We start from the raw sequence: 21,657 nt of genomic DNA, 5'->3' as shown, positions 1-21,657 counted from the left end.
CATCAGGCGAGGCATCTCTTCGCCCTGCCTCGCGTAGTGGTCGCAGGATTCATCGCTCGGGCAGCCCGGGAGAGGCCACACCTCCAACCCCGAGCGGGCATAAGTTGCCACAAGTCGGACATTGGGTGGGCTCGAGTCGGACCATTCGAACTTTGATCTGGGGAGTTCTTCACGATTCGGAACAGTGCGTCCGAGTTGTGCCCGAAAAGACAAGGTTTCGGGTGTAGTTTTGCGCCGCTGCGCGATCGCGTCAATAGCAATCGGGCATTGGCCCTTACTCCGGCAGAGGTCTTTCATCCAGCAAATCGGTAGGGGCTGGTGCCCCACCGAAGTACCGAGGTGCTCAAACCGCTGCGAGGTGCTCAGACCATTGCGAGGTTCTCAAACCACTGCAAACTTGCACGAACGAAACCCAGCAAAGTGCTGGGGCGGCTGACACCCCAGCAAAGTGGCACGAACGAAGCCCCGCAACTCGCTGGAAGCTGACTCCCAATGAAGTGGTGGGGGCTGAGAACATTCCTGTTCTCAGCCCCCACTGCTCAGCCTCGACGTTTCAGCATCTCAAGGCATCGCGTCGTGTCAGTCTTGGCTGTGCTTGCGGCGACGCGCAACAAGGATCGCTGCACCCGCCCCGCCAAGGACAAGAGAAGCGAGGGCCAGCCCACCACCGGAAAAACCAGTTTTGGCAAGCTTCTTGCCGCCATCCGTGTTCTTCTCAACGAAAGTATTCGTCACCATGAAGCCGTTTTGAGCGTCTCCGGTCACAACTGATTCGTACCCCGCAGGAACATCCACTTCCTTGACCGAGTAGACGATGTCCGCACCGTTCTCCTGCAGGATCAGCCCCGGCCACTTATGAGACCAGCCATTGGCCTCATTGAGAACAACCGGCTGACCAAGCTCCTTGCCATTGGCGAAGAGCTGAACCTTCACCGAATCAGGACGCTTACCGGCCTTGTTGTTCGAGTCCTGCCACTTCTTGACCACCGGCGCCTCGAAGAACAAGCGCTTATTCGTGATCGTCTGAACCGCACCACCATCACGGGTCACCTCCAGCGTGAACTCTTCATCGCTGGGCTCATACCCCTTGGGAGCCTTCTTCTCCTTGACCTTGTAGGTTCCCTGTTCGAGCGGCTCCGAGGTCACGGTCCCGTCCTCACCCGTGGTCAACTCCAGGGGAGCGAAGTTGGGATCGCCCGGCTTCGTCACCTCGAAGACAGCATCCTTCAAGACGATCGTGTCATCATCGGCATCGACCTTGATGAGCTTGATCCTCGACGCGAGATCGCCAGTGGCGTCACCACCGGAAGTAACCGAACGGTAGGTGTAGATGTGCTGCTTAGTCTCCTGGTCCTGAGATCCGAGCTTGAGCGTGTTCTTCAAGCTGGAACCCGCTTTGTTGTAGCTCGTCTGATAGTGGAGGCTGTACTGCTCGCCATTAATATCGCCTAGGTCAATGGTGAAGCGCTTCTTGTCCGGCGAAAGATCCAGCTTTCCAGTCAGATCAATCTTTTCCAGCTGCTGCTTGATTGTGCCATTGGTATTGAACTCGACTCGCCACAGTTCGAAGCTACCTTCGACGAAGGTCTCGTCTCCTTCGCCGACCAGTTCATCGCTCAACACAACGTTCTTGTAGTTCTTCTTCGCGCCATTGATGCGCGCTCCCCAGCGCACAATCTTAGGCTTGCCTTCCACGGGCTTGCCCCACTTCAGAAGATCCTCATTGGTGATGTCGCCATGATCGAGAGGGGTAACGGACGCAGTAGTGGCCTTGCCGTTGACGGTGACGGAGAAGTCGTTCACCACACCCTTGTTGATCTTCGTCTCTTCAAACTTGGCGCCGAGCCACATGCTTCCGTGGAGGTTGTATTTGTTCTCCACCTCCTTGTTGAAGGTGATGCGCACTGTTCCGCCAATGCTCCCAGCACCGGGTGTGACATGACCGGAGCCGACGACCTTACCCGAAGTCTTATCCTTCACATCGAAGTCCCTCTCCGTGACTTCAGAGGGGAAGCGCATTGCCTCAGGCAAAGTGATGTCGAAGTAGTCCCCCTCATGGATACTCATCCCCAGATGCTTCGCATCCCAGTCCATCACTAGGCGGAACATGTCGCCGAAGAAGATCTGGTCGACCTTCTCTTCCTTCACATTCTGGATTTCGAAGCTCGTGATCTTAACGTCCACGTTCTTCGCTTCGGCCTTCGCTGTCATCGTCAGCCCCGGAATCACCAGGGCAAAGGCGAGAATGAACGCGAAAAGCGCAGCCAAGCGCCTCATGCTCATTCGATCATTTCGTGTATTCACGAGTTAATCCTCACGCTTGTCGAATCCGCGGAACGCGGATGAAAAACACCAGCATCACCCAGAAAAGAGCGCAGCACACACCGCACTGCTCTTCCGAAGACACAGTGCTTCCACTATCACATAGCCAAACAAGCACTCGCAAGACTTCACCTTGCCCGTCCAGGTCACGCAGCATTCTCCTCCCTCTTTACACTCCACAAGAGCAAGTCCCCCACCCCATCCCGAATAGTGTGCCGCTTCTTTGTCCGACATGCGTAAACAGCGTGAACTCCTACATAACTCAGGAGCAGCACGCTTGAGCTATCAGGGGCCTCTTCATTTACCGGGAGCCCACAATCGGGGGATGGATCACACACTCTCACAATTATTTCAATTCTTGAAACGCTGCGGCTAGAAACCAGGAACACATTCCGACACAGCTACTCATCCTCAATGCTTCAGCGCCTCAACGCCTCCTACTAAAATCAGTCTTAGCCGCGCTTGCGACGAGGACAATCAGGATCGCAGCTCCTAGCGCGCCAAGGACAAGAGAAATGAGGACAAGGCCGCTTCCAAAAACCTCTCTTCACGGGATTCTTACCACCCTTCACATTCCCCACAAGAGAGCCCGCTTTATTACACCTCGTCATATAGCGAAAGATGAAACAGTCACCGCAAAGACGATCCAAGTCAATGGGGAAGGGTTTCTTCTTCGATGAGGAGAAGAAACCCTTCAGCGTCTGCGAGTTTGGGCTTTCATCGGCCATCCGACAGATCAAGCGGCGAATTCAGACCCCGGCTGCTCCCTGAATTCCGAAGGCCGAGAAACGCCTCATCCTGATACCCGAACTCCATCGACACCGACCACTGCTTTGATCTGCGAGAAGAAGGCACTCGATTGAGTGACCCTCAGCTTCGGATCCAACTCAACGAGCGTCGTACGACCTGTCTCGCGAATACGTAAACGCACCGGTGATGCGCCCGGGAAGGACTCAAGAACATCCTTGAGCTCTCGCAAAAGGCTTGGCGTGCAGCGAGCAACGGGCAATTCCACCTCAATCGGAGTATCACAATCCTCACGCGCATCCACCAGCGTCATCGATTGGCCGTAGATGCTCATCCCCTCATCACGGACATTGACTCGCCCCTCCACCTGAACGATCACATCCTGAACGAGGTGAGTCTGAATCGTCTCGTAAGTGCGGGGGAAGAACAACACCTCAACGGAACCAGAAAGGTCTTCAATCGTGGCAATCGCCCACATTGAGCCCTGCTTCGTCACCTTCGTCTGTACGCCCGAGACCAGGCCCGCGATCTTCACGACGCGCTCCGCCATCGATTCCTCAGAACTCACCACCTGAGCGATCTCATAATCCTGGTAGCGTGCAAGCGCGCCTTCAAGTCCTCGGAGCGGATGATCCGACACGTACAGGCCGAGCATTTCTCGTTCCTGGGCGAGCTTCGCCTTGCGGTCGAACTCAGGGATATTCGGAATATCGACTGCGAGTGAAGAATCAGCAGCCGACTCCTCGTCCCCGAAAGCGCCGAAGAGATCGAATTGGCCGAAAGCCTCATTGCGCTTCACGTCAATGATCGCGTCCACCGCCTCATCGCAGCGGGCCAGAAGTGCGCGGCGCGTATGGCCCATCGAGTCGAATGCCCCCGCGCGAATGAGGGATTGGATCGTGCGTTTATTGCACACGACTTGCGGAACCTTGTCGAGGAAGTCATGGAAAGAGGCGAACTGTCCCTTGTCCTTCCGGGTCTGGACAATCGCCTCGACAACGTTCGCACCAACGTTCTGGATCGCGTTCAAACCGAAGCGGATCGCCTCACCATCGGGGGCGAAGTTCCCCTGCGAAGCGTTGACATCGGGCGGAAGGACATTGATGCTCATGTGCCTGGCCTCTGCAAGGTAGAGGGCCCGCTTATCCTTATTGTCCTTGGTTGACGTCAGCAGAGCCGCCATGTACTCCGTCGGATAGTTCGCCTTCAAGAACGCCGTCCAGTAGGAGACGAGGCCGTAGGCCGCCGAATGGGCTTTGTTGAAAGCGTAGGCGGAGAAAGGGACGACAACATCCCACAGAGCCTGAATCGACTCCTCGGAGTAGCCGTTCGAGAGCATCCCAGCCTTGAAACCCTCGAACTGTTTGGCGAGAACCTCAGGCTTTTTCTTACCCATCGCCTTACGAAGGATATCCGCCTGGCCGAGGGTGTAGCCCGCAAGTTTCTGCGCGATCTGCATGACCTGTTCCTGATAGACGATCAGGCCGTAGGTCATACCAAGAATCGGTTCGAGCGCATCCGCGAGCTCGGGGTGGATTGGCTCAATATCTTGGCGCCCGTTCTTGCGCAGCGCATAGTTCGTATGCGAGTTCGCGCCCATTGGGCCCGGCCGGTACAGGGCGCCCACAGCAGAGATATCTTCGAAGTTGTCCGGCTTCATGAGTTTGAGCAGGTCACGCATGCCACCCCCATCGAGCTGGAAAACGCCGAGGGTCTCCCCCGCTGACAAGAGCTCGTAGGTCTTCTTGTCATCGACAGAAAGATGTTCGAGGTCGGGGTCTTCCTTGCCGTTGATCTGGATGTTCTCCAGGGCATCCGAAAGCACCGTGAGATTGCGCAGGCCAAGGAAGTCCATTTTCAACAGCCCGAGAGTCTCACAGGTCGGGTAGTCGAACTGTGTGATGATCGCACCGTCTTGCGGGCGTTTCATGATCGGGATGATGTCGGTGAGAGTGTGGCTGGACATGATGACCGCACAGGCGTGCACACCCCACTGGCGCGTCAGGCCTTCCAAACCGAGGGCATATTGAACGACCTCGTGCAATTCAGGATGTTCCTCGTAGAACTTCCTGAACTCCGCGGCCTCCTCATAACGTGGATTGTCTTTATCAAAGATCCCATGAACGGGGATGTCCTTGCCCTGCACACTCGGTGGCAAGGCCTTCGTCAGTTGCTCACCGACCTTGAAGTCCATGCCGAGGATGCGGGCAGAGTCTTTCAGGGCCTGCTTCGTTTTGATCGTGCCGTAGGTGACGACCTGGCTGATGCGATCCTCTCCGTACTTGCGCTTGACATAAGCGATGACCTCATCACGCCTGCGCTCATCGAAGTCGACATCGAAGTCGGGCATTGAGATTCGTTCAGGATTGAGGAAGCGCTCGAAAATCAGGCCGTGTTCAAGAGGGTTGAGCTCGGTGATCCGCATGGCGTAGGCGACCATGGAGCCCGCACCCGAGCCTCGCCCCGGCCCGACGCGGATATTCTGATTCTTCGCCCATTGGATGTAATCCGCGACGGTGAGGAAGTAGCCGGGAAAGCCCATGGAGACAATGACGTCTTCCTCATACTCCGCTTGTTTTCGGACTGCGTCCGGGATTCCCTCCGGGAAACGGTAGTTCAGGCCCCGCTCGACCTCTTTAATGAACCAGGAAGTCTTATCCTCCCCTTCGGGCACGGGGAAGTCGGGCATGTAGTTCGCGCCCTCGGCGCTGGTCGTGAACTTCACCTCGCAGCGTTCAGCGATCTCGAGGGTCGAATCACAGGCCTGGGGAAGTTCCCTCCAGGCGGAGCGCATGTTTTCGCTCGAACGGATGTAGTAGCTGTCCCCGTCGAACTTGAAACGATCCGGGTCTGTGATGCGAGAGCCGGAGTTGATGCACAAGAGCGCGTCCTGGATCTTGCGATCTTCCTTCTTCACGTAGTGCGAGTCGTTGGTGACGACGAGTGGTGCATCGAAGAGTTTGGCGATCTCGAGGAGTTCTTTTTGGGTGCGTCGCTCAATGTCGATGCCATGGTCCATGAGTTCGACGTAGAAGTTCTCAGGCCCGAAAATATCGCGAAGTTCAGCGGCCTCACGAACGGCCTCGTCCCATTGCCCGAGACGCAATCTCGTCTGCACCGCACCGGAAGGGCAGCCGGTGAAGACGATCAGGCCCTGGTGAAAACGCTGAAGCAGCTCCTTATCGGCGCGCGGCCACTTACCGAACTGGCCGTCCGTCGACGCGTAAGAACCCAGACGGAAGAGATTATGCATCCCCTCTGTCGAATAGGCGATGAGAGTGAGGTGATTGTAGGAGCCAGAGGCCGACACGTCATCCGACTTTTGCCAAGGCTCACCCCAGGTGACTTTTTGACGGTCAAAACGTGAAGTCCCCGGCGTCACATAGGCTTCTAGTCCGATGATCGGTTTGACGCCCGCGTCCAAACAGTTCTGGTAGAACTCGTAGGCTCCGAAAAGATAGCCGTGATCCGTCAGGCCCAGGGCCGGCTGGCCCAGGCGAGCAGCCTCTTGCGCCATCGCTTTCGTCTTCGCTGCGCCGTCGAGCATGGAGTACTCGGAGTGATTGTGAAGATGCACGAAGGAGTCGGAAGCCATGTGCTGATCCTATCCGTCCTCGCGTTCAAGGGCAGCAGGCCGACGCTGGCCCAAGTGGCGGGCATGAACTCTATCCGTCCTCGCATCCAAGGGTGCCAGCCCTTCACTCAGGCAGGATTTCTCAAAAGCTCCAAGGCCCTGGCCAAATCAGGCGGGTACGGGGAGCGCACGCTCGTCAACACACCGGTACGCGGGTGGGCGAAAGACAGACTCACGGCGTGGAGCCACTGGCGTTCCAAGCCCAGACGTTCAGCGGTCTTCGGGTCCGCTCCGTAAAACACATCCCCGACACAAGGATGACCGAGGGCGGCGGTGTGCACTCGGATCTGGTGTGTACGGCCCGTCTCCAAATGGATCTCAAGTAAGGAGGCTCCCGCCATCAACTCGAGCGTGTCGTAGTGCGTGATGGCAGCTTTGCCGCCCTCGATTACCGCCATTCGCCACTCTCTCGAAGGATGGCGCCCAATCGGAGCCTCAATCGTGCCCGAAGGCGGGTCCATATGACCGGCGACGACGGCGTGGTAGATCTTCGTCACGGTGCGCTCTTTGAAGGCGCGTTTCATCACCGAGTAGGCGAGTTCAGACTTCGCGACCATCATCGCGCCGGAGGTACCCACATCGAGCCGGTGGACGATCCCCTGGCGCTCTGGAGGCCCATAACCGGTGATCCGGTATCCCGCTGCTTCAAGATTGCCCAGGACAGTCGGTCCGCTCCAGCCCGGACCAGTGTGGGCGGCCACTCCTACGGGCTTATCGACGACGACAATATCCTCGTCGTCGTACAGGATGTCCATCCCCGTGACAGGCACTGGTGGCGTTTGGGGTGCGGGGATTGTCACTTCCAGTAAGTCCATTGCAGCCAGGCGCGTGGACTTTGAAGGCACTCCCCCATTGACGAGGACGTTCCCCGCTTCAATGAGGGCCTGGCACTGCGCTCGAGACATCCCGAGCATTCGTGACAAGGCCGCATCAACACGCTCACCGACAAGCGCATCGGGAACCGGAAGCATGCGCGATTCACTCATGGGCGGTGACTTCCGCTTCGAGCACGTCCGTGGGAACTTGAGTCTGGGGTGCGGGCGCATCATCTGCATCGTCCGCATCATCACGGGGCTCTGCCTCCGATTCGAGCCCGGATAAAGGCGCGGCTAATGCGGGGTTCTGCTCCTCTTCAGGAAGTGATCTCATGAGTTCCCAGGCGAGCCAGGCCGCACCGATGACGATCCAAATATCCGCAATATTGCCGACGAAAAAGTCCGTGTAGTTGATGAAGTCAATGACATGACCTTGGCCGAACGAGGGGGGTTGGCTCAGTCGATCGATAAGGTTGCCGATCGCTCCTCCCATGAGAAGCCCGATTGCGCCTGCCGAAGACGCCGAGTTCATTCGCCACAGTCCATAGGCGAGCAACGCAAGAATCACGAAGGCGAGGAGTGTGAAGAACCAGGTGGTCGAAGCCCCTAAAGAGAAGGCCGCGCCGGGGTTGTGAACAAGCTGAAGAGTGATGAAATCGCCGAGCAGGGGGATTTGGCGCCCGTTGTGCAAAGAATCTAGGGCCCAGGCTTTTGTCACCTGATCGGAGAGGATCACGAAGATGGCGAGGATCGCACAAACGCCGATCCTGCCTCTCAAAGAAGCTCCCAACCTTCGAGCTCCGCTCATTCACACTTCCTTTCACACATGGAAGACGGCGGTGGCGCCCCGCGCCACCGCCGTCATCGATAATGGGGTGCCGTCACTCCTCGACGCCGGCGTTGACCTGCGAGAGAAGGCCCTCGAGGTGAGTGCGCAGATTCGTGCGGTACTCCGACTCGAAGGTGCGCAGTTCATTGAGCTTGGTCTCGAGGAGGCCACGCTGCTGATCGAGTTGAGCGAGGATCGTTTCGTGCTGGTTCTGAGCATCGGCGATGATCTCGTCACCCTTCTGGCGAGCCTCAGCGATGATGCGCTCGGACTCTTCCTTGCCGTCACGCACATATTCGTCGTGCACTCGCTGAGCAAGGGCGAGCATCGAAGTGGCGGACTGGGCCGACTCAGGCTCGGTGGCAAGCGGCTCGAAGACCTGCGGCGCTGCGACGACCGGCTCTTCAACGGCAGGCACCGGCTCCTCGGGCTCTGCAGGAACCGGAGCAGGCTCAACATAGGGCATCGCCTCGGCGGCGCTCGAGAGCTCTGCGATACGACGCTCGGCAGCTTCGAGCTTGTCCTTCAGATCCTGGTTCTCGACGTTCAGGGCGAAGATCGTCGAAACGACTTCATCGAGAAACTCGTCGACCTCAACCTGGTCGTATCCCTCGCGGAACTTCACGTTCGCGAAAGTCTTGTTGAGGACGTCCTCGGTTGTCAGCAGGGCCATTTCCTCGCCTCTCAGTATGGGACTTGATGACGCCTAGGAGATTTCCCCAAAGCGTATCAGGGTCGTCTCGGCCGACGGCTCTTTAATACATCGCTGTCATCATAACCGACGCAATCGCCACACGTACACCATCGACAACAAGAAAAACGTGGCGCTCACCTCTAGATCCGCGCAGATCAGCCAAAGGACATGAGGAGCAGGGAGAATCGCTGAAGCATCATGAGAGCAATGAAGAGGAGGATGAAACCGACGTCAAGAGCGAATCCCCCGCCCAAGTGTAAGGGCGGGATCCGAGCCCTCAACCAGCGGATCGGTGGATCGGAAGCGGCGTATATCAGGTTCGCAAAAAGAGCGAGGACACCCCTGGGGGAAAAGGACGGGACCAGGAGTTGGAGCCAATCGAAGACCATTCGGACAACAAGCACTAGGAGGTAGAGGCCTGCGATGGAGTAGATCAGCCATCCAAGGAAACTCAGCACGGATCAGCCCTAGCTCAACAGGGTGGTTCGCCGTGATCTCTGCGCCTCACCGATCACCTCAAAAGCCTGAGGGGACAGGAGGAAGACGCGGTTCGTGACCTTCTCGAGGGTACCGTGAAGTCCGAAAGCGAGGCCGCCCGCGAAATCAATGATGCGACGCGCTTCATCCTCGGAGGTGTCGGTGAGATTCATGATCACCGGAGTTCCTTCACGGAAATGCTCGCCGATCACGAGGGCATCGGCATAAGCCTCCGGATGAACTGTGACAATGCGCGTCGGCTCAGCCGCGGGCGCCTCTTCACGGGTCTCACGGTGAATCGGCGAGACAAAAGAACGCTCCACAGGTGCGAGCTCAGTCACGGGAGCAATTTCCTCGGGCTCTTCAGCCTGTTCGAAGACTTCAGCATCAAGCTCAAGATCTTCCGCCGGGACCCAGCCCATGAACCTGCGTGCCCGTGCACCGAAAGAATCGCCCATTGTCTTCTCCTCACCCGTGTTGGCTTCCCACACGTTACGACTCATAGATCCATCCTCAGCGCAAGCACTGCGGCGAGTCGCACAAGGGGAGAGGCAAAGTCTGCTTCCGTTCTCACGAACGCCCACATTCGCCCTCGTCCGTGTCACGTGACGTTGCCTCGAAAGAGTCTCCCTCTGTTAGACAATCACCTCCCCGCGCTGTGACCTTTCCCTGGCGAGCTCGGCTGACCTTGCACGCTTTCCATCTGCCCTCACGCTCGAAACCACAGTGTGCGAACTCCACCTCACCGAAAGGTCGTGGCCAGGTCGCATCGGCTGGGATTCGCGAACCAGACGAGCTCCACCTCCCCCAGGGGTCTTGGTCTTCCAGTAGTGGTGCCCCACCCTGCTCAAAGCATCTGTGAGTGTGTCACTATTCGAGTCGAGCACCTATCGGGGGCTGATGATGGCAGCGTTTCGCCCGCAGGAAGGATCTCGGCGATAGGAATGAAGAGTGTCGTCCTCAAAAGTGCAGCGTGGGTCAATCGCGACCCTCTGGCAGCCCACACTCAGCAGTTCTGCCCTGGCCGCGCCGGGAAGATCAAGGGCGGGAGTCCCCCATGAGCTCGTCGACTCGAGCTCGGGCCTGGACCGCACGCATTCGATCTGCATGTCGATGGGCACTTCGTAGCAGCGCCCGCAAATCGAAGGGGCGATGAACGCTTGTATCGGAGCGGAGGGGTCAAGGGCACGCATGAGGCGAAACGCCCGAGTCAGGATCGAGTCGAGGAGCCCCCTGCGTCCGGCGTGCACAGCCGCGACAATGCGTCCATCGGCGCTCGACAGGAGGACGGGCATGCAATCAGCGGTCATGACAGCTGCGGCGGGCGCATCTGGCCAGTCGCGCCCATCCACGATGACTCCATCGGCTTCAATGAGGGTACCCGGCTCCTGAGGATCGAAGAAGGAGGATTCGGAGTCAATGTCGAGGCAAGTCCTTCCCCCGTGCTTCGCGAGCACCCCGACTCTTGCTGAGTGAGTTTGATTCATCCAGAGGATCTGGCGTCCAAGTTCATCAACCAGGGCACGGCGTCGTTGAGCCACGAGGATCGGATCGTCGTGGACATGATGAGCGATATTCGAACGTAATGGTGCGGTGCCCCGACCCGCTTCAACGAGGCGGACCGGGGCACTCAGAGCTGGAGAGATCACGGATCAGCGAAGAAAATCCGGAATGTCAAGATCGGAAGCACTATCAGCTTCCTCGTCGAAGATCCGCGGAACCTCGAGGGACTGGTCCTCATGGCGCTCAACGGGGCGTTGGGAGCGTTTTGCCAAGGGGATCGCACCAGTACGAGTGGGGACGTCAACGACAGCTCGATGCTGCGGGCGTACCGTGGATACCTCCCCGAGGGGGCGGGGAGCTGCAGCTTCAGGAACAGGGCGGGGTGCCGGGGCCACGGCAGCAGGAGCTGGAGAAGGATCCGGAGCTGCCTGCGCGGCCGGAGCTTTCGCCGTAGAGGCCTGCCAGGCCGGGGAAGAGCTCGCTTCTGCTTCCATCTCGTCAAAGCCCGCAGCGATGATCGTCACCCGGATCTCATCACCGAGGGAATCGTCGATGACCGAGCCGAAGATAATGTTCGCCTCCGGGTGGGCGGCCTCTCGTACAAGCTGCGAGGACAAGAAGATCTCTTGGAGCCCCAGGTTGGATCCGCCCTGGAAGAACATGAGGACACCGTGGGCGCCATCAATGGAGGCTTCAAGGAGGGGCGAGGAGATCGCGGTCTCAACGGCGCGCAGCGCCCGGTCTTCACCGGTCGCAGCGCCAATCCCCATGAGTGCCGAACCCGCATCCTTCATGACGGACTTGACGTCGTTGAAGTCCACGTTGATCAGGCCCGGCGTTGTGATGAGCTCAGTGATTCCCTGAACTCCGGAGAGGAGCACCTGGTCTGCGGCGCGGAACGCATCGAGGACGGAAATATTCGTGTCGGAGATCTCCAGGAGACGATTGTTCGGAATGACGATGAGTGTATCGACCTCTCCGCGCAGCTTTTCCACGCCGGCTTCGGCCTGTGCTGCGCGACGATTGCCCTCGAAGGAGAAAGGACGGGTCACAACGCCGACCGTGAGCGCACCGGCCTCACGGGCGACGCGCGCAACGACAGGAGCCGCACCAGTGCCGGTGCCACCGCCCTCGCCCGCAGTCACGAACACCATGTCTGCACCTGCAAGAGAGTCGGTGATTTCCTCGATGTGGTCCTCGGCGGCCTGGCGGCCGACATTCGGGTCGGCACCCGCGCCAAGTCCGTGCGTCAATTCACGGCCGATGTCGAGCTTCGTTTCAGCATCAGACATGAGCAGTGCTTGGGCGTCAGTGTTCACGGCAATGAATTCAACGCCTTTAAGGCCAACCTCGATCATGCGGTTGACGGCGTTGACACCGCCGCCGCCCACGCCGACGACCTTAATCACTGCAAGATGGTTCTGCGGTGCGGCCATAGTGTGCTCCCTTACCAGTCGATACCTTCACCCTCAAGTTGAAGGTTGATCTTCACCATGCTCATGTCCGGGAGAAAAGTAGAGATGCGCCCGGGCCGCTTCAAGGCGACACGCGGGCGTGTGAGCGCCAGGGGACAACTCCAATCTGAGGACACCACGAATCCCCTGCTCACCGGCTTCTCTCCGCCACACTCGGACTGTCGAAGAACTCCGGCTAAGAATCCCCCTGCTCACGGGCCTCTTTCAAGGAGGACACGCGCCCCTATTGAAGGAAAAAGCAGCTCAATCCCATCACGCTCACGCTCTCAAGCGCAGCGAGCACAGCTAGAAGGTCACCGGATGCGCTGGCGAGGAGACGTCATAAACACTCGCCGAACGCTGAGAGACGAGCACCTCGAGAACCCGAGACTTCAAAGCGGAATCATCAGGTGTCCCCCACTTGACAAGCGCCCCCGAGTCGAGGGAAAGAGTCACGCTCTTCGAATCGGCCGTGATCTGGGAAGTCCGTTGTTTGACAAGATCACCCAAAGCGCTCCACACCGTCACAACATCTTCAGCAGCGTTCTTTCGTTCCTCCCCTTGAGGAAGTGCCACGAGGGGAAGTCCCTCGGGACGCTCAGACACCCGTTGGAAAGCCACACCGGAAGCGTCAACAAGCGTGAAGCCGTTCTCATTTGCTTCGACCATCGCGCCAGTGCGCAAGCTCAGAGTGATATCGAGCCCGGCAGGCCATGCGCGTCTGACCTGAGCGTCGGCGACAACAGGATTTGTTTCAATAAGCTCCGCGATCTTTGCAGTGGGGACCCTGGGCAAGGGGATTCCCTTATAAGCGTCGAGTGTTACCGCTACGTCATCTTCACTGATCAGTCCCTCTTGCACGCCTTCAACTCGGATCCGATGCGGATCGAAAGCAAGAAGGGGGGAGAAAAGGACAAGCCACACCAATCCAGCAATGAGGAGGCTTCCCACCAGCGTCCACAGCGCGGTGCGAATGTAAAAAGAGCGCTTCGCGCGTTCCTTCTCCTCGCGCCTCGGAGCTAAATCCGTTGCCTCTTGAGGGCCGAGGACGTCCGCGGCGTCTCGCTGACCGATCGGGCGTTTCAAGACCTTTGAACGGGGGCCCACGGGTTTTCCCAAGGGCCTCATTGCCGCCGAGACTCCGTCTTGACGCTGGAGTGCTCCAGAGCCGCCCAATCGGCGGGGCTGTGCTCCGACATCACCCTCTTGGAAGAGCTTCGTTCCGGGAGCACACTCTGGCCGGGGCTTCGCTGCGAAGTCACGCTCTTGGCGGGGATGTGCTCCAGACTCGCCCCTTTGAGGGCGCGCCGAAGCAGAAGCATCCCCTTGGGCCTTCGGATATGGACTCCTTGCCCGAGGAGAAGGGCTGTGTCGTTGAGAATCACCCCGCCCCTGAGAGGAACGAGGACGCCGGGGGGAGGGAGGCTTCACTCCTGGCCCGCCATAATGGACCACTCCTCAAGGACGTCGTCCGCGCAATCCGTGATCGAACCGGCTCCCATCGTCAAAACAATGCCTTTCTCGCCGCATTCTCGGGCAGCCAGACGCGCCGCCTCATGCATATCAGGCACGTAGAGTGCTCCCTCGATCTTCGAAGAAATCAGTTCAGCCGTGACCCCGGGTTCAGGATCCTCACGAGCCGCATAAATCTCAGTCACAACAACACGATCCGCACCCGAGAGGGCCTGGGCGAAGCGCTCAGCGAAAATCCGGGTCCTTGAGAACAAGTGCGGCTGGAACACCACCACCACAGGAGCATCCCCAGCAACAATTCTCGCCTCAGCAATTGACGCTGCGACCTCTGTTGGATGGTGCGCGTAATCGTCAAACACGCGCCGCCCATCCACCTCGCCGCGCGCCTCGAAACGCCGGGCAGTCCCGGTGAAAGCCTCAAGAGAGCTCGCCATCACCTGCGGTTCAATTCCGAGTAGCACTCCAGCCGCCCACGCAGCCGCGGCATTCAAAATGTTATGCACGCCAGGAACATTCACAGCAACACGAACGATTCCAGCCGAGCTCGCGAATATTGCACTCCCCGAACGGGCACTAAGCTCCAGTTCAGAAATCTCAATGTCCGCTGGAATGAGGCTGGTTTCAGGACGACCATAGGTCAGGACCCGGATACCGAGTTCAAGGGCAGCACTCGCAAGACGGGCCGCTCCCGGATCCTCAGCGCAGACGATCAGCACACCCCCCACATCAAGCTGCCTCGCAAAATCAAGGAAAACCTCCTCGAAAGCCTCAGGAGTGCCATACCGATCCAAATGGTCGGGCTCGACATTCGTCACGATCTCAATATTTGGCCGATAGTTGAGGAAGGAGGCATCGGACTCGTCGGCTTCTGCTACAAAAACATCACTTGTCCCCAGATGAGCGCCCGAGCCGAACTGGGGGACGATCCCCCCAACCGCCACCGAAGGGTCGAGTCCCGCCGCCCGCAGTGCGACCGCCAGCATCCCTGAAGTCGTCGTTTTCCCATGCGCTCCCGCCACGGCGAGGAAACGCATCCCGGAAGCGGCCAGGGCGAGAGCCCGAGAACGGTGAATGATCCGCTGGCCACGTTTTCGTCCGATCACAAGCTCAGGATTTGTCTCGCGGATCGCCGTTGATACGACAATCGTCGCGTCTTCTGGAACATTCGCCGCATCGTGACCGACGAAGCAGGAGATCCCCCGTGACTTCAGACGAGTGAGGGCATCAGAGTCGGAGCGATCCGAACCGGACACGGTCGCGCCACGCTCTTTGAGGAGCTCAGCAACGACGGACATCCCGGCGCCGCCAATACCGATCAGATGGAAAGAGCCCTCGATGGGCCTGAGAACTGTGGTCGTCATGATTCTCCGATCACGGACTCGATGAGGTCAACGAAGTCTGAAGCCGCGTGGACGCGCCCCTGTCCGCGTGAAGCCTCAGCCATTGTTTTGAGGCGCTCAGATCCTAGAAGCGGGAACACGCGGCTCGCAGCGTATTCCGCGTTGAGTTCAGAGTCTTCCACGAGGATCGCGCCTCCTGATTCGACGTGCCCATGGGCGTTCAGTCGCTGCTCCCCATTGCCGATCGGTAAGGGCACATACACGCAGGGCAAGCCCAAGGCAGTCATTTCTGCAACGGTTCCCGCACCCGAACGACACACCACAAGATCAGCAAGTGCGAGGGCGTCTTCCATTGTCTTCAGATAGTCGCAGACGAGCCAGCGTTCCTCGACTCCAGCTGCTCGGATCGCCTCACGCACCGGCCCGTCCTTGCCCCGACCGGTCAGATGGATGACCTGCACGCCCTCGGGTAGACGCTCGGCGGCTTGAGAAAGAGCCCGGTTCAAGCTCAGGGCCCCCAGGGAGCCTCCTGTGATGAGCAATGTCGGCAGGTCCGGGTTCACTTCAAGGCGAGCTGCGGCCTCAACACGTGCTTGGCGGGCGAGACTCGGGTCAAGGCGCTTGTGGGCGAGTTGTGCAATGGCGGGGCGAAGCGGCAGGCCCGTCACTTCGGTTCGCCCCTGGCGGGCGACAAGAGGGGTGTTGTCAAAAGTCAAGGCGACGAGAGCCGCGCTGCGCGCACCTACACGATTTGCAAGCCCTGGACGGGCATTCTGCTCGTGAATGACGATCGGGACGCCGAGCCTTGTCGCCGCACGATATGCCGGGGTCGACACGTAGCCGCCGAAACCGACGACGCACTCGGCTCCACGAACCACATCCTCACAGGCGGCGACTGCACGGCGCCACTTCCCGGGGAAACGCAGGGCCTCAAGGTTGGGCCGCCTCGGGAAAGGCGCTTTGTCAATAACGGACAGCTCGAATCCGGCGGCAGGTACAAGATCAGATTCGAGGCCCTCACGAGTACCTAAGACATCGACCGTGAAGTTGCGTTCGCGCAGAGTGAGAGCAGTTGCGAGCAGGGGGTTCACATGACCTGCGGTCCCACCACCGGCCAACACGATCCTACGAGTCATTGTTCTGTCACCTTCTCAACACTTCCGCGGTCAGCGCGTCTGCGTCTGCGTGCCTTGCGAGGATCACGCATCCAGCTGAAGGCATGCGACTGCCCCCACATTGTCATACCAGTATCCGCCCTCGCGAAAGAAGCGATTACTGCAATACCGATGACGGTGAAGAGGAAAGACGAGCCCCCGTGGGACACGAGTGGAAGCGGAACACCAACGACCGGTCCGACTCTCGTGACCGAAAAAACGTTGATGATCGTCTGAAAGCCGATCCAGGTGGCGACGCCACCCGCGACGATGACGGCATAGGGGTCCTTCGCCGCTTGGCAGACTCTGACCAACCCCCAGACGAGTAAGGCGATTGTCACGAGGACCGCGATCGAGCCGAGCAGACCGAATTCCTCCCCGATGATCGCAAGAATGAAGTCCGTGTGCGCGGCCTGGAGATAATCCCACTTCTCGCGCGAAGCTCCAGGTCCGAGGCCTGTGAAGCCCCCTGAGCCGAAAGCCCACAGGGAATGGTCGATCTGCTCTGGTTTTGAAATATTGCGCTCCGTGTTACCCGGCAGGACTTCAAGAATGCGTTGGATTCGCGTCGGGTTCTTGCCGACAAAAATGCCCAGGACGGGCATGGCAGCTAAAATCACAACCCCGAACCAGCGTGAAGGCAGCCCCGCCACCCACAGGGCCCCAAGTGCAAGGCCAGCGACAACCATGGCTGTGCCCATGTCATGACCGAACATGACGAAGACGAGGGCGAGGCCGAGCAACCCCCCTGCTTTGACGAGCATCTGGCGCCAATCGTGAAGGCGAGCCCCCGGATGAGTCAAAGACTTCGCCAAAACGAGGAGCAGAGCGAGTTTGAGCAACTCGGAGGGCTGGATCAAGAACGGCAAGCCCGGGATCCACACCCAGTTGACGTTTCCGCCTTCTTCCCTCCCCAAGGGGGTCAAGACGAGGGACTGCAAGATCAGTGCGAACACGAAAACCGGGTAGGAGAAGGTCTTGAAGAACACGATCGGAATCTTGTGCACTCCGTAGGCGATCAGCAAACCCCCCAGAATGACCAGGAGAGGCTTCATATAGTCCAGGTAGGGATTCTCACCACCAAAGATCGAACTCACGGTCTGCGCAGAAAACCCCATGAGCATCCCGATAATCGCCAAGACCAGCGCGGGAATGACGATAAGGTAGTAGGTGACCACCGGATTCAAGCTCGCCGCGCTACGCCCTTCGGAAACGAAACGTGGATTCGAGATTGGCGATCTCAGGCGAGCCCAGCCTTCACGCAGAGCTTCCATCGGTACTCCCCCATTGTGCGGCCAAACGCTTCACAGCTTCAACGAAAATCTCTCCGCGCTGAACGTAGTTCTCGAACTGATCCCAGGAAGCGCAGGCGGGGGCGAAAACAACCGTGTCCCCGGGTAAGGATAATGCGACCGCTTCGTTGACAACGGAGAACATCCAATCCTCGTGTCCGTCAACCTCCACGAGAGGAACTGCGGGCGCACCTTGAGCAAAAGCCCGCAGGAGGGGTTCACGCTCCTCACCGATGACGATCGCACCGCGAAGCAGAGGAGCAACCTCGGCGACCAGCCCAGTCAGGTCCTGCCCTTTCGTGTCTCCACCGACGATCCACACGGCGCGACCTGCCGGAATCCCAGCGAGGCAGGCGCGTGCAGCGTGCGCATTCGTCGCTTTCGAGTCGTCAATCCACGTCAACTCCGCTGCCTGCGCGACAATAGCGCGACGGTGAGCGAGGGGACGATACTCACGAAGACCAGCAGATACGGCCTCAGGGCTAACGCCGTGAGCGCGGGCAAGGGCCGCGGCGGCAAGGGCATCGTTGATGACGGCAGCACCCGGATGCGGCCCGTAGGCGCCCTCCAAGTCCGCAAGGTCCGCCAAATGAATGGCGTGGGTCTTTCGCTCCTCAAGGAAGGCACGATCAACGATGCTTCCTTCAACAATTCCCACCTGAGACAAGTACGGGGTACCAAGAGTCACGCCGATCGCCCGTGCGCCCTCGACAACATCAGCGTTCTCCACCATCGCTTCGACCACCCGGTCTGAAGCGGGATACACGCAAGCGATCCTCGTGCGCTCATACACCCGTGCTTTGTCAGCGGCGTAGGCCTCCACAGAGCCATGCCAATCCACGTGATCGGCGTCGACGTTCAAACACACAGAAGCCTCAGGGGACACGCTCAGCGTCGTGTGGAGCTGGAAAGAGGACATTTCGACGGCGAAGACCTCCGCATCCGAGTCGATTGCCTCCGTGATGGGGGTACCGACATTGCCGACCTCCATGGCATTCTCACCGTTGGCCCGCAAGATCGAGCCGAGCATGCCAAGGGTCGTGGTCTTCCCATTCGTGCCTGTCACGACAAGCCAGGGACGCCCCGCATGAGGCCCCCCTTCTTGGAGGCGCCACGCAAGCTCGACTTCTCCCCACACGGGGATCCCCACCGCTTTCGCGGCTGCAAAGATCGGGGCGTGGGCTGGGATGCCCGGGGAGACGACGATGACCTCCGGTCCGGCAAGGATCGCCTCTTGAGCAAGCTCCCTCGCGTCCTCGACGACGGTGACTTCAATGGACTCGAGGCCCTCGAAACTGTGCTTCGGGGGATTCTGGTCGAAAACGAGCACCTCACGCCCCCGGGCGAGAAGAGCGCGAGCCGCACCCCGACCGGAGGTGCCCCAGCCGATGACGACAACGCGCCCGCTCATAGCTTCGACACCCATTCGGCGTAGAAGACACCTGCGCCCGTGATCGCGAAGAGCGCGGCGATCAGCCAGAAACGGATAACGATCGTGACCTCTTGCCAGCCTTTGAGTTCGAAATGGTGGTGCAGCGGAGCCATACGGAAAACCCTCTTCCGGGTCTTCTTGAAGACGAGAATCTGGATGACGTCGGACATGGTGATGACGACGAAAAGACCACCGATGATGATCGCGAGGAACTCAGTGTTCGTCAGGATCGACAAGCCCGCGACCGCACCGCCGAGAGCGAGAGAACCTGTGTCACCCATGAAAATACGTGCCGGCGAGGCATTCCACCACAAGAACCCCGCCAAAGAACCGATCAGTGCGGCCGAGAAGACCGCCAGATCCATGGGATCACGCGTCATATAACAGGCCGCCTCCGCAAGATTCGCGTGGTCGGAGTAGCACGACTGGACGCGCTGAAAGTAGGTGATGAACGTGTAGGCGCCAAAGACGAAGATCGACGCGCCCGTCGCCAGCCCATCAAGACCATCGGTCAGATTCACCGCGTTCGACCAGGCCGCGACAATGAAATTCGTCCACACGAAATAGAGGATGACGCCGATCGTCAACCCTGCGAAGGCGAGAGTCACAGCTGTGGGACGAGCAAGGGAAATCGCCAGAGAACCAGGAGTGATGCCATGCACATTCGGACGGAGCAAAGACATTCCGGCAAAAACGGCGGCGACCAGGATTTGGCCGACGATCTTCGCTCCCGCGTGAAGTCCCAGGGAACGCTGACGAAAGATCTTGATGCCATCGTCGAGTAGGCCGATCAGCCCCAGACCCACGAACAACACCAGCAGCGACCAGCCCGACCAGGAAGGACCCACCCCGGCGATGAAAGAACCGATCAGCCAAGCAAGAACAGTTGCGAGCATGATGACGAGGCCGCCCATCGTCGGCGTCCCTCGCTTCGTGAGGTGTTGAGTCGGTCCATCCTGGCGGATGAACTGCCCATACTGGTGGCGCGTGAGAAATCCGATGAGAAGCGGTGTGCCCAGAATCGAGACCGCGATAGCGATGACGAATGCGGCAATAAGTCCGATCAACGCTGGACTCCCTTCTCGCGGAGAAGATCCGCTACCTTCCACGACTGTGAACCGTAGGACCCCTTCACGAGGACAACACAGCCAGGTTCCAGTTTCGCACAGAGCAAGGCTGCGGCCTCCTCAACACTTCCAGCGAGCACGCCCTCGACCTTTTCACCCGCCCCCTCGAGGTAGAAGTGCGAATCTCCTCCAAGGACGACAAGCGTCTTAACTCCCCCATCTCGCGCCATATCTCCGACCGCCCGGTGAAGCTCAGCGGATTCCTCGCCGAGTTCGAGCATCTCGGACAACACAGCGAAACGAGGGCGATTCTGGCCGATAGCGGCAAGGGCTGCGAATCCCGCTCGCATCGAATCGAGGTTCGCGTTATACGCGTCGTCAATCAGGGTGAAAGGAACGCCCTCGATTTCAAGGTCCACCACATCCATACGATGCGGGGACAAAGCAGTTGCGCCGTTCACCGCGGCGAGAACTGTGTCGAATCCGATCCCAAGAACGAGGGCGCCGGAAATAGCGGCAAGCGCGTTATTCACATGGTGGACGCCCGCGACTCCAAGAGCAACCTCACCCCTGCCCTCGGGGGTGAGGAGTGTGAAGCGCGCGCGATCGAAGGCATCCCTCGTGACATTGAGGGCACGAACCTGCGCTTCAGGCTTGCCTGAGGCTGAAAAGGTCCAGACCGGGCCGCTCGCAAGAGGAGCCATCGCCATCACACGCTCATCATCAGCGTTGAGAATCACCGGAGCGCCAGGCACAGAGCCGACGATGAGCTCAGCCTTCGCCTTCGCGATTCCCTCAACCGAGCCAAAACCGCCGAGGTGGGCGTGGCCGACCATCAATTCGACCGCCACGTCCGGAGCGACAATCTCCGTGAGGTAGGCAATATGGCCCGGCCCGGAGGCGCCCATCTCCAAAACCATGTGTCGGGTCGTGTGATCAGCGCTCAAAACCGTGAGCGGCAGCCCGACCTCGTTATTGAAGGAGAGTTTGGGGGCGATGGTCGGAGCATCGGCGGACAAGATCTGGAAGAGGAGGTCCTTCGTCGTGGTTTTACCCGCCGAACCGGTCACGGCGATCACATCGAGGCTCTGATTCGCTCGAAGGTCATGAAGGTGGGCGCTCGCAAAATCGCCGAGAGCTTTCGTCGACTCGGGAACAAGAATCTGGGCGATCCGTGGGTCGAGGTCGAGGATGCGCTCAACGATCACTCCAACAGCACCACGCTCAACCGCTGCCTGAGCATAATCGTGTCCATCGCTCATCTCGCCACGGCGCGCAACATAACAGGAGCCTTCCTGAGCTTCGCGCGAATCCGTGACGACAGGGCCGGTCACCATCCGGTCGGGACCGTGCAGTGTTCCAGTGACAGCCTGAGCGATCCAACCCGCCGAGCGTTCCATCTTCTTCCTTTCCTCGGCCCGCGT

Annotated in this window: 16 protein-coding genes; all 16 read right to left on the bottom strand. The window is 59.2% G+C overall.

Features of this window, described 5'->3' with window-relative positions; genetic code table 11:
- Positions 1–579: 579 nt before the first annotated feature.
- Entirely contained in the window at positions 580–2,304 is a 1,725-nt protein-coding gene (locus FFA61_RS03290; protein WP_131247135.1) for an Ig-like domain-containing protein, read from the bottom strand.
- An 811-nt stretch (positions 2,305–3,115) separates the two neighbouring features.
- Positions 3,116–6,664 (bottom strand): DNA polymerase III subunit alpha, encoded by a 3,549-nt coding sequence (gene dnaE, locus FFA61_RS03285; RefSeq protein ID WP_005961648.1) that lies wholly within the window; start codon positions 6,662–6,664, stop codon positions 3,116–3,118.
- A gap of 107 nt (positions 6,665–6,771) precedes the next feature.
- Entirely contained in the window at positions 6,772–7,674 is a 903-nt protein-coding gene (locus FFA61_RS03280) for an RluA family pseudouridine synthase (RefSeq protein WP_005961650.1), read from the bottom strand.
- Positions 7,675–7,681: 7 nt separating this feature from the next.
- A complete protein-coding gene (gene lspA, locus FFA61_RS03275) occupies positions 7,682–8,326 on the bottom strand; it encodes a signal peptidase II (protein ID WP_005961652.1) in 645 nt (214 codons plus the stop codon).
- A gap of 73 nt (positions 8,327–8,399) precedes the next feature.
- Positions 8,400–9,020, bottom strand: a complete 621-nt coding sequence (locus FFA61_RS03270; RefSeq protein WP_005961654.1) for a DivIVA domain-containing protein — start codon at positions 9,018–9,020, stop codon at positions 8,400–8,402.
- Positions 9,021–9,196: 176 nt separating this feature from the next.
- A complete protein-coding gene (locus tag FFA61_RS03265) occupies positions 9,197–9,499 on the bottom strand; it encodes a YggT family protein (protein WP_005961656.1) in 303 nt (100 codons plus the stop codon).
- A gap of 9 nt (positions 9,500–9,508) precedes the next feature.
- Complete coding sequence (locus FFA61_RS03260) at positions 9,509–9,976, bottom strand: cell division protein SepF (protein WP_040313652.1); 468 nt, start codon at positions 9,974–9,976, stop codon at positions 9,509–9,511.
- A 429-nt stretch (positions 9,977–10,405) separates the two neighbouring features.
- On the bottom strand, positions 10,406–11,167 hold the full coding sequence (locus FFA61_RS03255) for a purine nucleoside phosphorylase YfiH/LACC1 family protein (RefSeq protein WP_005961659.1): 762 nt from the start codon (positions 11,165–11,167) through the stop codon (positions 10,406–10,408).
- Positions 11,168–11,170: 3 nt separating this feature from the next.
- On the bottom strand, positions 11,171–12,457 hold the full coding sequence (gene ftsZ / locus FFA61_RS03250) for a cell division protein FtsZ (protein ID WP_005961660.1): 1,287 nt from the start codon (positions 12,455–12,457) through the stop codon (positions 11,171–11,173).
- Positions 12,458–12,781: 324 nt separating this feature from the next.
- Complete coding sequence (locus tag FFA61_RS03245; RefSeq protein ID WP_051057785.1) at positions 12,782–13,582, bottom strand: cell division protein FtsQ/DivIB; 801 nt, start codon at positions 13,580–13,582, stop codon at positions 12,782–12,784.
- Between the two features lie 320 nt (positions 13,583–13,902).
- A complete protein-coding gene (gene murC / locus FFA61_RS03240) occupies positions 13,903–15,309 on the bottom strand; it encodes a UDP-N-acetylmuramate--L-alanine ligase (RefSeq protein ID WP_005961664.1) in 1,407 nt (468 codons plus the stop codon).
- Positions 15,306–16,424 (bottom strand): UDP-N-acetylglucosamine--N-acetylmuramyl-(pentapeptide) pyrophosphoryl-undecaprenol N-acetylglucosamine transferase, encoded by a 1,119-nt coding sequence (locus FFA61_RS03235; RefSeq protein ID WP_005961666.1) that lies wholly within the window; start codon positions 16,422–16,424, stop codon positions 15,306–15,308. The genes murC and FFA61_RS03235 overlap by 4 nt, the downstream gene beginning before the upstream one ends.
- Positions 16,421–17,716, bottom strand: a complete 1,296-nt coding sequence (locus tag FFA61_RS03230; protein ID WP_005961668.1) for an FtsW/RodA/SpoVE family cell cycle protein — start codon at positions 17,714–17,716, stop codon at positions 16,421–16,423. Before FFA61_RS03230 ends, FFA61_RS03235 begins: the two co-directional genes overlap by 4 nt.
- Complete coding sequence (murD, locus tag FFA61_RS03225; protein WP_005961670.1) at positions 17,700–19,160, bottom strand: UDP-N-acetylmuramoyl-L-alanine--D-glutamate ligase; 1,461 nt, start codon at positions 19,158–19,160, stop codon at positions 17,700–17,702. The genes FFA61_RS03230 and murD overlap by 17 nt, the downstream gene beginning before the upstream one ends.
- Positions 19,142–20,233 carry a phospho-N-acetylmuramoyl-pentapeptide-transferase gene (gene mraY, locus FFA61_RS03220; RefSeq protein WP_005961672.1) on the bottom strand — a complete coding sequence of 364 codons (1,092 nt, stop codon included), beginning with the start codon at positions 20,231–20,233 and terminating at the stop codon, positions 19,142–19,144. The genes murD and mraY overlap by 19 nt, the downstream gene beginning before the upstream one ends.
- A complete protein-coding gene (locus FFA61_RS03215) occupies positions 20,230–21,633 on the bottom strand; it encodes a UDP-N-acetylmuramoyl-tripeptide--D-alanyl-D-alanine ligase (protein WP_040313472.1) in 1,404 nt (467 codons plus the stop codon). Before FFA61_RS03215 ends, mraY begins: the two co-directional genes overlap by 4 nt.
- Positions 21,634–21,657: the final 24 nt, after the last annotated feature.

This window comes from Schaalia cardiffensis F0333, assembly GCF_005886435.1.
Classification (GTDB): domain Bacteria; phylum Actinomycetota; class Actinomycetes; order Actinomycetales; family Actinomycetaceae; genus Pauljensenia; species Pauljensenia cardiffensis.
Note: the sequence above shows the minus strand (reverse complement) of the source record. Positions and strands in the feature narration are given on the sequence as shown.

What these genes read in the sequence shown, in the direction of transcription:
- dnaE (WP_005961648.1), bottom strand. Translation starts at nt 6,664, where the DNA reads ATGGCTTCCGACTCCTTCGTGCATCTTCACAATCACTCCGAGTACTCC.
- FFA61_RS03280 (WP_005961650.1), bottom strand. Translation starts at nt 7,674, where the DNA reads ATGCTTCCGGTTCCCGATGCGCTTGTCGGTGAGCGTGTTGATGCGGCC.
- lspA (WP_005961652.1), bottom strand. Translation starts at nt 8,326, where the DNA reads ATGAGCGGAGCTCGAAGGTTGGGAGCTTCTTTGAGAGGCAGGATCGGC.
- FFA61_RS03270 (WP_005961654.1), bottom strand. Translation starts at nt 9,020, where the DNA reads ATGGCCCTGCTGACAACCGAGGACGTCCTCAACAAGACTTTCGCGAAC.
- FFA61_RS03260 (WP_040313652.1), bottom strand. Translation starts at nt 9,976, where the DNA reads ATGGGCGATTCTTTCGGTGCACGGGCACGCAGGTTCATGGGCTGGGTC.
- ftsZ (WP_005961660.1), bottom strand. Translation starts at nt 12,457, where the DNA reads ATGGCCGCACCGCAGAACCATCTTGCAGTGATTAAGGTCGTCGGCGTG.
- murC (WP_005961664.1), bottom strand. Translation starts at nt 15,309, where the DNA reads ATGACGACCACAGTTCTCAGGCCCATCGAGGGCTCTTTCCATCTGATC.
- FFA61_RS03235 (WP_005961666.1), bottom strand. Translation starts at nt 16,424, where the DNA reads ATGACTCGTAGGATCGTGTTGGCCGGTGGTGGGACCGCAGGTCATGTG.
- FFA61_RS03230 (WP_005961668.1), bottom strand. Translation starts at nt 17,716, where the DNA reads ATGGAAGCTCTGCGTGAAGGCTGGGCTCGCCTGAGATCGCCAATCTCG.
- murD (WP_005961670.1), bottom strand. Translation starts at nt 19,160, where the DNA reads ATGGGTGTCGAAGCTATGAGCGGGCGCGTTGTCGTCATCGGCTGGGGC.
- FFA61_RS03215 (WP_040313472.1), bottom strand. Translation starts at nt 21,633, where the DNA reads ATGGAACGCTCGGCGGGTTGGATCGCTCAGGCTGTCACTGGAACACTG.